10 protein-coding genes and 3 pseudogenes are annotated in these 11686 nt (G+C 71.7%); 8 read left to right on the forward strand and 5 right to left on the reverse strand.

Annotated elements, in window-relative coordinates; genetic code table 11:
• Positions 1 to 308, forward strand: a 308-nt coding sequence (locus tag FPZ47_RS23815; protein ID WP_246859893.1) for an MmpS family transport accessory protein, incomplete at its 5' end; no start/stop codon positions are given.
• The gene (locus tag FPZ47_RS23820) at positions 308 to 958 is read left to right on the forward strand and encodes a DUF2561 family protein (protein WP_144956484.1); all 651 of its coding nucleotides are present in this window, start codon (positions 308 to 310) and stop codon (positions 956 to 958) included. The genes FPZ47_RS23815 and FPZ47_RS23820, both read left to right, overlap by 1 nt.
• A gap of 211 nt (positions 959 to 1169) precedes the next feature.
• Here FPZ47_RS23820 and qcrB read toward each other — a convergent pair whose 3' ends face one another.
• The 4 genes from qcrB to ctaE are packed head-to-tail and all read right to left on the reverse strand — an operon-like array spanning position 1170 to position 5582.
• On the reverse strand, positions 1170 to 2855 hold the full coding sequence (gene qcrB, locus FPZ47_RS23825; protein ID WP_144956487.1) for a cytochrome bc1 complex cytochrome b subunit: 1686 nt from the start codon (positions 2853 to 2855) through the stop codon (positions 1170 to 1172).
• A complete protein-coding gene (gene qcrA / locus FPZ47_RS23830; RefSeq protein WP_144956490.1) occupies positions 2852 to 4060 on the reverse strand; it encodes a cytochrome bc1 complex Rieske iron-sulfur subunit in 1209 nt (402 codons plus the stop codon). Before qcrA ends, qcrB begins: the two co-directional genes overlap by 4 nt.
• Entirely contained in the window at positions 4057 to 4926 is an 870-nt protein-coding gene (gene qcrC / locus FPZ47_RS23835; RefSeq protein ID WP_246133600.1) for a cytochrome bc1 complex diheme cytochrome c subunit, read from the reverse strand. The genes qcrA and qcrC overlap by 4 nt, the downstream gene beginning before the upstream one ends.
• Positions 4927 to 4970: 44 nt before the next feature.
• A complete protein-coding gene (gene ctaE / locus FPZ47_RS23840; protein ID WP_144956493.1) occupies positions 4971 to 5582 on the reverse strand; it encodes an aa3-type cytochrome oxidase subunit III in 612 nt (203 codons plus the stop codon).
• 136 nt (positions 5583 to 5718) lie between these two features.
• Between ctaE and trpD the strand changes: the two genes are divergently transcribed.
• Positions 5719 to 6804 (forward strand): anthranilate phosphoribosyltransferase, encoded by a 1086-nt coding sequence (trpD, locus tag FPZ47_RS29850; protein ID WP_246133601.1) that lies wholly within the window; start codon positions 5719 to 5721, stop codon positions 6802 to 6804.
• Here the strand turns inward: trpD and FPZ47_RS23850 are convergent.
• Positions 6742 to 8565, reverse strand: a pseudogene (locus FPZ47_RS23850) (DEDD exonuclease domain-containing protein); the annotation flags it as partial. The gene trpD and the pseudogene FPZ47_RS23850 sit on opposite strands and share 63 nt — an antisense overlap.
• Before the next feature lie 156 nt (positions 8566 to 8721).
• On the opposite strand from FPZ47_RS23850, the gene FPZ47_RS23855 reads away from it, so the two are divergent.
• The 5 genes and pseudogenes from FPZ47_RS23855 to FPZ47_RS30295 form a co-directional block, all read left to right on the forward strand.
• On the forward strand, positions 8722 to 8976 hold the full coding sequence (locus FPZ47_RS23855) for a hypothetical protein (RefSeq protein WP_144956502.1): 255 nt from the start codon (positions 8722 to 8724) through the stop codon (positions 8974 to 8976).
• Positions 8977 to 9164: 188 nt separating this feature from the next.
• Entirely contained in the window at positions 9165 to 10310 is a 1146-nt protein-coding gene (gene ripC, locus FPZ47_RS23860; protein ID WP_210419981.1) for a peptidoglycan hydrolase RipC, read from the forward strand.
• A gap of 61 nt (positions 10311 to 10371) precedes the next feature.
• The gene (locus FPZ47_RS23865) at positions 10372 to 11232 is read left to right on the forward strand and encodes an eCIS core domain-containing protein (protein ID WP_425461851.1); all 861 of its coding nucleotides are present in this window, start codon (positions 10372 to 10374) and stop codon (positions 11230 to 11232) included.
• A 10-nt stretch (positions 11233 to 11242) separates the two neighbouring features.
• A pseudogene (locus FPZ47_RS23870) lies at positions 11243 to 11575 on the forward strand (glycosyltransferase); the annotation flags it as partial.
• Positions 11576 to 11604: 29 nt separating this feature from the next.
• Positions 11605 to 11686, forward strand: a pseudogene (locus tag FPZ47_RS30295) (hypothetical protein); the annotation flags it as partial.

The raw sequence follows: 11686 nt of genomic DNA on the forward strand, positions 1-11686 counted from the left end.
CCGCGGCACCCCCGCCGACGACCACCACCCCCACCGGTCCGCGCCAGGTCACCTATTCGGTGACCGGCACCAAGGCGCCGGGGGACATCATCTCGGTGACCTACGTCGACGCATCCGGCCGGCGGCGCACGCAGCACAACGTGTACATTCCCTGGTCGATGACCGTCACGCCGATCTCGCAGTCCGACGTGGGCTCGGTCGAGGCGTCCAGCCTGTTCCGGCTCAGCCGGCTCAACTGCTCGATCACCACGAGTGACGGAACGGTGCTGTCCTCGAACTCCAACGACGCGCCACAGACGAGTTGCTGATGGTCAGCAAATATTCCTATCGGCGCGGCTCGGACACCATTCCGCCGGACGTGATCGATCGCCTCCTGATCGGGGCGTGCGCGGCGATCTGGCTGGTGGTGCTCGGCGTGAGCGTCGCGGCCGCCGTCGCGCTGGTGGACCTGGGCCGCGGCTTCCACAGGATGTCCGCCAGCGGCACGCACACCACCTGGGTGTTGTACGCGGTCATCGTCGTCTCCGCGCTGATCATCGCCGGGGCGATCCCGGTGCTGTTACGGGCTCGCCGCGCGGCCCAGGAGGAAACCCCGCCCCGGCCGGCGGCCGGGGCGGCGCGTGGCCCGGCGGGCGCCCCGCCGCGGACCGGTTTCCCGGCCACCACGCGCACGCTGGGGGAGCGGTCGCCCCGGCCCGGGGTGCAGGCGGCTGATCCGGCCCCCGAGTGGTCCGGTGAGGCGGTGGATCGCGTGTGGCTGCGCGGCACCGTTCTGCTGGCGGGCACGATGGGCACCGCGCTGGTCGCGGTCGCGGCGGCGACCTACCTGATGGCCGTCGGCCACGACGGCCCGTCCTGGGTCGGCTACGGGCTTGCCGGGGCCGTCACCGCGGCGATGCCGGTGGTCGAGTTCCTGCACGTTCGGCAGCTGCGCCGCCTGGCGGCCGGTTCCCAGTAGCCGGCGGCGCCGCGCAGCAGAGCCGGTCGGCGGGTCCCGGCCCGGCCGGCTCGCGGCGGGAAGTCCGACCACCATGATCGCCGGCCCGAATGGGCACTCCGGCCCCCGGCCCCACGACAGTCGGCGACCGGAAGACGCGTCCCGGGGTGGCGGCCCCGAAAACGCGATTGGCCCCCACCGGAGCGGGGGCCAACCGTGACTGTCGCCGAGCTTAGTGCTCGTGCTCGCCGTTGGAGGAACCGACGACGGTGTCCTGGTGCTCGCGCAGGGCGGTCAGGGCGCGGTGCTCGGCGGCGTGCGCCGCCTCGCGCAGCGCCGTGTCCTCGGACGCCGGATCGGCGTACAACAGGCTGCCGCTGCCCGGCGACCCCGCCGAACCCAGCTTGTTCATCCGCTTGGGCAGCGGCGCGCCCTGGTACTCCAGCGGTAGCGGATGCCCGTGCCCGTCGACCGGACCGAGCGGCTGGTGCAGCTCGATGTAGGCGCCGTGCGGCAACCGCTTGATGATGCCCGTTTCGATGCCGTGCTCGAGCACGTCCCGGTCGCTGCGCTGCAGGGCGATGCACCACCGGTAGGCGACGAAGTACACGATCGGCGGCAGCACCACCATGCCGATACGCCCGATCCAGGTCATCGCGTTCAGCGAGATGTCGAACTTCAGCGCGATGATGTCGTTCATGGCGCTCAGCGTCAGCACCATGTAGAAGGCGATCGCCATCGCACCCATCGACGTGCGCACCGGGGCGTCCCGCGGACGCTGCAACAGGTTGTGGTGAGCGTGGTCACCGCTGAACCGCTTCTCCAGGAAGGGGTAGATGATCAGCAGGATGAAGACCAGGCCCATCAGCAGTGCCACCCACACCGGGGCCGGGATGGTGTGGTGCCAGAAGTAGAACTCCCACGGCGGCCAGATACGGGCCAGACCCTCGGTCCACATCATGTAGAAGTCGGGCTGCGAGCCGGCCGAGACGTGAGAAGGCTTGTAGGGGCCCAGGTTCCAGATCGGGTTGATCTGCAGCAGGCCACCCATCAGGCCCAGCACGCCGACGATCGCCGCGAAGAAGGCGCCGGACTTGACCGCGAAGATCGGCATCACCCGGACGCCGACGACGTTGTGCTCGGTGCGGCCGGGCCCCGGGAACTGCGTGTGCTTCTGGAACCACACCATGGCCAGGTGCGCGCCGATGAGCGCCAGGATGATGCCGGGTAGCAGCAGGATGTGCAGGGAGTACATGCGCGGGACGATGTAGCCCGCTTCGGCGCAGTGGTATCCCACGCCGCCGCACGGGAAGTCGCCGCCGAACAGCGCCCAGTGCAGCCAGGTGCCGATCACCGGCATGCCCAGCGTGATCGACGACAACGACGCCCGGATTCCGATGCCCGAGAGCAGGTCGTCGGGCAGCGAGTAGCCGAAGAAACCCTCGAACATCGCCAGGATCAGCAGCAGGGAACCGATCACCCAGTTGGCCTCGCGGGGCCGCCGGAACGCGCCCGTGAAGAAGATGCGCGCCAGGTGCACCATGATCGCGGCGGCGAACATCAGCGCGGCCCAGTGGTGCACCTGCCGGACGAACAGGCCGCCGCGCACCTCGAACGAGATGTCCAGGGTGGAGGCGAAGGCCTTCGACATGTCCACGCCGCGCAGCGGCTGGTAGGCGCCGTTGTAGGTGACCTCACCCATGGTGGGGTCGAAGAACAGCGACAGGTACACACCGGTGAGCAGCAGCACGATGAAGCTGTACATCGCGACCTCACCGAGCAGGAACGACCAGTGGGTCGGGAACACCTTGTTGAGCTGCCGGCGCACCGCCGCCGACGGGTGGTACCGGGTGTCGATGTCCTCGCCCTGGCGGGCCAGGACGTCACCGATCTTCGGAGGACTGAGTTTCGGACTCATGTGGTGCGCTCCCAGAATGCCGGTCCGACGGGTTCGACGAAGTTGCCGTTGGCAACCAGATACCCGTTCGTGTCGATGGTGATGGGCAGCTGCGCCAACGCGCGCGCCGCGGGCCCGAATATCGGCTTGGCGTAATGCATGGCGTCGAACTGCGACTGGTGACAAGGGCACAGGATCCGGTAGGACTGCTCCTCGTACAGCGACGCCGGGCAGCCCAGGTGCGAGCACACCTTCGTGTAGGCGAACAGCTCACCGAAGTTGAAGCTCTCCTGGCCCTGCCGCTTGACGATGCGGGGCATGTCGGTGGGCCGGATGCGGATGAGCATGACCGGGTTGCGGACGCCCATCTGGATGCCGCGCAGCTTCTCGCGCGACTCGGGCGTCGTGCCGTCGCCGTCGGACTCCCGCCAGGGGAACACGGTCTCCATGCCGCCGGCATCGATGTCCTCCGGACGCATCTTGATGAACGGTGCGCCCTCGGTGGTGCCGGTGGCTCTCGCCAGGAAGATGGTCTCGCCGCGGTAGCGCGGGGTCCAGCCCGTCGTCCAGAGCACGGCCTCCAGGCCGTTTTCGGTGGGCACCACCGGCTTCCACGGGTTTTTGATCAGACCCCCGACGAACGCCACCAGGGTGCTCAGGCCGAACGCGCCCAGGCCCATGCCCAGCGACAGCCCGACCAGCTTGCGGCGCCCGATCGTCGACGTCTGGTAGGCGTCGGTCAGGTTGGCCACCACGGTCTTGCGGTCGATCTCGCGGGAGGCGCCGTCGTGACGCTGCTGGATCGAGATCTCCTCGGGGATGAACCGTTTCTGGTAGAGGATCGCGCCGACCGCGATCGCCAGGATGGACATCCCGAACGTCAGCCCGTACAGCGGTGTGGTCAACGTGTACAGGATGCTGCCCGGGGCGCCCTTGGGCTTGTACTCCCACGGCCAGAACACGAAGATCAGCAGCAGCGCGAGCCCGAAGCCGCCGCCCGCCAGGAGCCACAGGGCCACGCCGCGCTCGGCGCGCTTCTCGGCCTTGGTGCCCTCGACCGGCCAGCGTGGTTCCTTGTAGACGGTCTCGACGCCGTCGAGCTTGCCACCCAGTTCGAGCAGCTGCTGCTGCGACATCCCGGCCAGCGCGGCGTCGTCGGGCTCGTGCTCGCCGACGCCCTTGGACGTCCCGCCGGTGTCGGAGCCGCCGTGATCGATGTCGCTCATGCCCGCGCCCCAATCCACAGTGCCAGCCCGATGGCGGCGACCATCCCGATGATCCACATCGCCATGCCCTCGGGTGCGGGTCCCAGGCCCCCGAGGCCGTAGCCGCCCGGCTGGCGCTCCTCGGAGACCGACTTGACGTAGGCGATGATGTCCTTCTTGTTGTCGAAGGACAGCTGGCGGTCGGAGAACTTGGGCATGTTCTGCGGACCGGTGCGCATCGCGGCGAGGATCTGCTGCTCGTTGGCCGGTCCCAGGGGGGGCGCGTACTTGCCCGACGACAATGCCCCGCCCTTGCCGGTGAAGTTGTGGCACGACGAGCAGTTGAGCCGGAAGAGGTCGCCGCCGCGGCCCACGTCGTTACCGCGCAGCGAACCCATGGCCAGGCTGCCGTCGGGGTTGCGGACCAAGGTCGGGCCACCGCCGTTGGCCTGCACGAAGGCGCCGATCGCCTCGACCTGGGACTCGTCGAAGATCGGCTCCTTGCGCGGCGCCTGGGCCTCGCCGCGCATGGCGGGCATCCGGCCGGTGGACACCTGGAAATACACGGCCTCCTCGCCGACCCCGATCAGGCTCGGCCCGCGTTGGTTCACGCCCTGCAGGTTGGCGCCGTGGCACGACACGCAGGAGGTGTCGAACAACTGCTTGCCGGTGCGCAGCAGCGCCGAGGACGACTCGTCGGCGACGGCGACCTGCGGCGTGGGCGTCAGCACGGCGGCCAGGCCGCCGGCGATCGTCAGCGCTATCAGCAGCAGCAGGCCGCCCGAAAGGCGGCGGCGCAGCCGCCGCCGGGCGCGATCACGCTGCCCCGGCCGCGACTGAACCCGCCGCTTGGCGGCGGCGGATCGGCTAGACCCCAGCTTTTTCAACCGAGCACTCCTCTTCGTCCGGCGCAGGTTCATCGAATGCAGGATCATCGAATGAAGTAGATGACGGTGAACAGTGCGATCCACACGATGTCGACGAAATGCCAGTAGTAGGAGACGACGATGCTCGCCGTCGCCTGCGCGGGCGTGAACTTGCTCAGCGTCGTGCGGACCAGCAGAAAGATGAAGGCGATCAGACCGCCGATGACGTGTAGCCCGTGGAAGCCGGTGCACAGATAGAACACGGTGCCGTAGGCGCTTCCCTGGATGGTCGTGCCGTGTTCCACCAGGTGGAAGTACTCGTAGCCCTGCCCGAGGACGAAGAACAGCCCCATCAGGAACGTGATCACATACCAGCGGCGCAGCCCGAAGACGTCGCCGCGTTCGGCCGCGAACACGCCCATCTGGCAGGTGAACGACGAGGCGATCAGCACCAGGGTCACCGGGACGGCCTGATACAGGTTCAGCTCGGTCGGCGGCGGCGGCCACTTCCCGCCGGCCTGCGAGCGCGCTGTGAAATACATCGCAAACAGGCCAGCAAAGAACATCAACTCGCTGGAAAGCCACACTATGGTGCCAACACTGACCATGTTCGGTCGGTTCAGCGAATGCACGCGCGACGTGATGGCAGTACCTGAGGTTCCGGCAACGCTGGTCACATCCGCAAGTATGACGCTTTGTAGTTGTCGAACTCCACCCGGGGCGGCAATTCGGTGCCGCGCGTCGCGTCGCCGACGTTTCCGGTCCTGTTGGGGCCCGGTGGGGCGGGGCCGCCGGCCGTGGGACCATCGGCGCGTGGCTGTGTCACCCGAGTCGTCCGAGACGTCCGCCGGGCCGGCGGCGTCGTGGCGGCACGTGCTGGCCCGGTTGACGGGCGGGCAGTCTTTGGCGCGCGGCCAGGCGGCCTGGGCCATGGGCCAGATCATGGCCGGCGGCGCGACGCCCGCCCAGATCGCCGCCTTCGCGGTGGCGATGACGATGAAGGTGCCCACCGCGGCGGAAGTCGGCGAGTTGGCCGGGGTGATGCTGAGCCACGCGCGCCGGATGCCCGACGGAATGGTTCCCGGCGACGCCGTCGACATCGTGGGCACCGGCGGCGACGGCGTGAACACCGTCAACCTGTCGACCATGGCCGCGATCGTGGTCGCGGCCGCCGGCGTGCCGGTGGTCAAGCACGGCAACCGGGCGTCGTCGTCGCTCTCCGGCGGGGCCGACACCCTCGAGGCGCTCGGGGTGCGCATCGATCTCGAACCCGAGCAGGTGGCGCGCAGCCTCGCCGACGTCGGGATCGGGTTCTGCTTCGCCCCGGTCTTTCACCCGTCGTACCGGCACGCCGCGTCCGTGCGGCGCGAGATCGGCGTGCCGACCGTCTTCAATCTGCTTGGGCCGCTGACGAACCCGGCGTCGCCCCGGGCCGGCCTGATCGGCTGCGCATTCGCCGATCTCGCCGAGGTGATGGCGGGGGTGTTCGCCGCGCGCCGGTCCAGCGTGCTGGTCGTGCACGGCGACGACGGGCTCGACGAGCTGACCACCACGACCACCAGCACGATCTGGCGGGTGCAGGCCGGGACGGTGGACAAGCTCACGTTCGACCCCGCCGGTTTCGGGTTCGCCCGCGCCGATCTCGAGGAGTTGTTGGGCGGCGATGCCCGGGCCAACGCGGCGGAGGTCCGGGCGGTGCTGGCCGGCGCCGGGGGACCGGTGCGCGACGCGGTCGTGCTCAACGCCGCCGGGGCGATCGTCGCGCACGCCGGGCTATCCAGCCGCGCCGAATGGCTGCCGGCGTGGGAGGACGGGCTGCGGCGGGCCGCCGCGGCCATCGACTCCGGCGCGGCCGAACAACTGCTCGCGCGATGGGTGCGGTTCGGCCGGCAACTCTGAGCGCACTTCGGGTCCCTCGGCCAGCCGCGCCGAGCGCGCCGTCGCCGCCCACCCCGCCCACGCGCCGGCCGACCCCATCGGGGAGGCCCAGCCGTCGGCGCCGGGGCTCGCGACCCGCACGATGCGCACGCCGGAGCCGGCCAGCCACCGCGCGATCAGAGCGGTCTCCTCGACGAGCGCGCCGCCCAGCGGGGCCGGCATCGGCAGGATCGCTTGGGCCGCAGCGCAAATGGACTCGACCACGGGCAGCGGTGGCACCCCCCGCGCGGCGCTGCCCGCCGCGGCGAGTTGGCCGTGCCGGATGACGGCCAGGTGGTAGCCGCCGGCGCCGTCGGGCGCGGCCGCGATCAGCTCGGGCAGGGCGGCCAGGGCGCGCAGCCGCTGGCCGCGCCACAGCGTCTCGATGGCGGTCGCGGTGCGGTCGCGCAACCGCGCCGCGCTCTCGTAGTGGCAGCTCTCGGCCAGCGCGGTGACCCGGCTGACCGCCGCGGCCAGCGCGCTGTTGTCCCGGCCGTCGATCAGGGCCGCGACGCGCGCAACCGCCGCCGCGTACCGGGTGGCCGTGACGTCGCGCGCGGCGGGGCACGGCGACACCTCGGCCTCGGCGCAGGCCGACCCGTGCAACGCGGAGCGTCCCAGCCGGGTGGTGCAGGTGCGCAGCCCGGTGAACCGGGCGAGCAGCTCACCGGTGTCGGCGGCGTCGGCGCGCGAGCGGAACGGCCCGACGGCGCGGTCATGCCGCGGTGCGCGCACCACCGCCAGCCGCGGGAACGCCTCGTCGGTCAGCGCCAGCCACCACCAGCGCTGCGGGTACCGCGACCGGCGGTTGTAGGGCGGTGCGTGGGTGGCCAGCATGCGCAGTTCCCGCACACCGGCCTCGAGCGCGTGCGCGCACTCGACGTGGTCGACCGCGGCGGCCAGCGCGACCATCTCTTTCATCCGGCCGCGGGGGTCGGCGCCGGTGAAGTACTGACGCACCCGGCGCCGCAGGTCGACGGCGGTGCCGACGTAGAGCACCTCGCCCGACGGCCCGCGGAACAGGTAGATCCCGGGCCGCGGCGGCAGGCCGTCCGCGAGCACCCGCTTGCGGCGCTGCGCCGGCGTCACGCCGGGCAGATACGAGCACAGCTCGGCGTAGGTGTGCACACCCTGGTTGCCGACCCGTTCGATCAGCGCGTGCAGCACCTCCACGGTGGCGCGGGCGTCGTCGAGGGCGCGGTGGGTGGGCTGGCAGGCGACGGCGAACAGCCGCGCCAGGGCCCCCAGCCGCACGCTGGGCGCCTCCTCGCGACTGAGCACCCGGCGGGCCAGTCGCACGGTGCACAGCACCCGGGGCCGGGGCCAGACGATGCCGCAGCGCTCGGCCGCCGCGCGCAGGAACCCGATGTCGAATCCGGCGTTGTGGGCGACGAACACCGCGCTCCCCGCGAACTCGAGGAACATCGGCAGCACGGCGTCGATCGTCGGGGCGTCGCCGACCATCGCCGTGGTGATGCCGGTGAGTCGCACGATCTGCGGCGGAATGCTGCGCTGCGGGTCGACCAGGGTGGCGAACTCGCCGAGCACGACACCGCCGCGGACCTTGACCGCCCCGATCTCGGTGATGGCGTCGGGCGGCGTGCCGTCGGCGGCTTTGGCGCGGCCGCCGGTTGTTTCGAGGTCCACCACGACGAAAGTCGTTTCGCGCAGCGGGATCTCGTCGGCCGCGCCCGGCGATCCCAAGTCGGCGAAACGCAGCTGAGTCGCACCACCTGCACCCATGGCTGGCCACGTTAGGCATGCCCACCGACACCGGCGGCCTCGCCACGCCGCGGGCCGGCCGGGATGCGGCGGCGCGGCGATGTCGGTGCCCGCGGTTAGCGTGCGGGCAGCCCGGACACGGGGTTCAGGACAGCCCAACCCGAGAGGATCGACCCGATGGCACGAATCAGCGCACCCGACAGCCCAGGCGCGGCGGGGGGCGAACCGGCCGAACCGGTGGTGATCGACTGCGACCACTGCGCGGTCCGCGGACCCGGTTGCCGCGACTGCGTGGTGAGCGTGCTGCTGGGCGTGCCGGAGACCCTGCTGCAGGACGAGCGCGCCGCGCTGGAGGTTCTCGCCGACGTCGGGCTGGCGCCGCGGCTGCGTCTGGTGCCGATCCGACGCGCCCGCGGGTCCGGTGTGGCTTAACCGCCCTGCGCCGCATACACTTCGGGGCGCGGCGAACCCGCCGTCACTCACAGAGAAATGACAGAAATCTATCCAATTTCTTAATCAACCGCTTTGGACAAACGCCTTTATCGTTTCGTAACCTGTTTGAGACCTAAACCAGCTCGGCGGGCCGCGGGCCGCCCACGGCCGTTCGAGGATGCACAATCTTGAGCTTTGACGTGAGGTACCCGATTGCGCGTGGTTTAACACGTTCCCTGGTCGGTACGTTAGCGGGCTTCATGGTGTTTTCCGGCGTTTTCGCCGCCACTGTGGCGGCCGACCCCGCCCAGGATGCGCTGGCCAAACTCAACGAGCTGTCGCGGCGGGCCGAGCAGACCACCGAGGCGATGCACAGTGCGCAGCTCGACCTCAACGACAAGCTGGCGGCCGAGCGGGCGGCGGAGCAGAAGCACGCGGGCGACCAGGCCGCCGTCGACGCGGCGAAAGCCCGTCTGGCCGGGTTCCAGAAGGCGGTCGACAAGTTGGCGGCCGCGACGTATATGGGCGGCCGCGTCGACGGCATGGAAGCCATGCTGACCGCGGGATCGCCCCAGGGGCTGATCGACAAGCTGAGCATGCAGCGCGTGATGGCGACCCAGATGACCAACCAGATGGCCAGCTACCGCTTCGCCGGCCAGCAGACCGCCAAGGCGGAGCAGGAGTCGGCCAAGTCCGCCGCGGAAGCCAAGAGCGCGGCCGAACAGGCCGCGGCGGTCCGGGCCGGCCTGCAGTCCAAGCAGAGCCAGCTGCAGGTGCAGATCGCTGTCGTCAAGTCGCAGTATCTGGCCCTGACGGCCGACCAGCGCACCGCGCTGGCCGACCCCGGGCCCGTCCCGGAAGGCGCCCCGGCCCCGGGCGCTCCGGCGCCGGAAGCGGCACCGCCCGGCGCGCCCCCGGGCGACGGGCAGGCGCCCGGTGCGGCCCCGGCCCCCTTCGGCTGGGCGGCTGCTGCTCCCGGCGGCGGCGGTGACCGCGCCAGCGTGGTGCAGGCGGCGTTGACGCAGGTCGGCTCGCCGTACGTGTGGGGAGGCGCCGGGCCCGGCGGGTTCGACTGCTCCGGGCTGGTGATGTGGGCCTTCCAGCAGGCCGGTATCTCGCTACCGCACTCCAGCCAGGCGCAGGCCCACGGCGGCCAACCGGTGGCGGTGTCGGACCTGCAGCCCGGCGACGTGGTCACCTTTTATTCCGACGCGTCGCATAGCGGCATCTACGTCGGTGACGGGATGGTGATCCATTCCTCCACCTACGGCCAACCGGTGCGCGTGGTTCCGATGAATGCCGCGGGCCCGATCCACGACGCCCGTCGCTACTAGGCGCCCCGGCGCGCACCCCGACACCGCGCGGCGTCGGCGGCTGTCGACGCCGCTGGCGTGGCTGTTCGTCGCCGAGGTGGTCGTGGCCGCCGCCGTGCCGCCGTGCCCGTCTCCCGCCGTGCCGGCCCGGCCCGCCGGGCACCCGGTCGCCGACGCGCCCGCCGCGGTTGTCGAGGGCCACACGGTGCGGCTGATCGGGCGCGGCGGCCCGTCCGGCGACCGCCTGCTGGCCGGGATCGCCGCGGACGCCGCCGCCGCGGTACGGCGAGTAAACGCCTTCTGGGGCGCCGACTGGCCGCGCGACGTCGCGGTGGTGGCCGCCGGCTCCGACGCGGAGTTCCGTGCCGCCGCCGGCGGGGGACCGGCGGCGCAGTGGGCCGACATCGCGGCCGTGACGGTTGCCGACCGCGTCGATCCCGCCCACCGGGTGGCGGTCGGCCAGCGCATCGTGTTCGCCCCGGGCGCGGCCGCAATGAGCGCATCCGCACTGCGAATCGTGTTGGCGCACGAGCTCTTTCATTACGCGGCGCGCCCCGACACGGCGCTGGACGCGCCCCGGTGGCTGACCGAGGGCGTCGCCGACTTCGTCGCCCGGCCGGCCACCCCGGTGCCCGCCGACGGCGCGGCCGGGCCGTCGGCGCTGCCGTCGGACGCCGATCTGGACGCGGCGGGGCCGCAGCGCTCGGCGGCGTATGACCGCGCGTGGTGGTTCGCCCGGTTCGTCGCCGACGCCTACGGTGGCGCGGCGACGCTGCGCGCGTTCTACGTGGCCACGTGCGGCGCCGGGCACACCGACCTGCCCACCGCCGTGCGCGACGTCCTGGGCACCGACCCGCCGGGTCTGCTCGCCCGGTGGCAGCGGTGGCTGGCGGCACCCGCCGCGAGCGGACGCTCGCGCACGCCGGGGCGACCGGCAGGCTAGCCTGTCGCACGTGAGCCGGGTCCTGCTGGTGACCAACGACTTTCCGCCGCGGCCGGGTGGCATCCAGTCGTATCTGGTCGAGTTCGTCGATCGGCTGGCCGGTGCGGGGTCGCACTCCGTGACGGTCTACGCACCGCGCTGGAAGGGTGCCGAGCGCTTCGACGCGGCGGCCGCGGCGGTCGGCTACCGCGTGGTGCGTCACCCCGGCACGCTGATGCTGCCCGGCCCCGCGGTCGATGCCCGGATGCGCCGGCTGATCGCCGACGACGGCATCGACACCGTCTGGTTCGGGGCGGCCGCCCCGTTGGCCCTGCTGGCGTCGCGGGCCCGCGCCGCCGGGGCGCCCCCCCGGGGGGGGGGCCCCCCCCCCCCCCCGCCCCGCCGCCACGCGCCGAAGACCTGCCCGCGATCGACGCCAGCCCGGTCCGCGCCTACGACAAGGCCGCCGAGGAGT

This window comes from Mycobacterium helveticum (assembly GCF_007714205.1).
Lineage (GTDB): Bacteria > Actinomycetota > Actinomycetes > Mycobacteriales > Mycobacteriaceae > Mycobacterium > Mycobacterium helveticum.

Bases quoted from the DNA above. Each gene is read 5' to 3' on its own strand.
- FPZ47_RS23855 (WP_144956502.1), top strand. From the start codon at position 8,722: ATGGCACGAATCAGCGCACCCGACAGCCCAGGCGCGGCGGGGGGCGAA.
- FPZ47_RS23820 (WP_144956484.1), top strand. From the start codon at position 308: ATGGTCAGCAAATATTCCTATCGGCGCGGCTCGGACACCATTCCGCCG.
- qcrB (WP_144956487.1), bottom strand. From the start codon at position 2,855: ATGAGTCCGAAACTCAGTCCTCCGAAGATCGGTGACGTCCTGGCCCGC.
- qcrA (WP_144956490.1), bottom strand. From the start codon at position 4,060: ATGAGCGACATCGATCACGGCGGCTCCGACACCGGCGGGACGTCCAAG.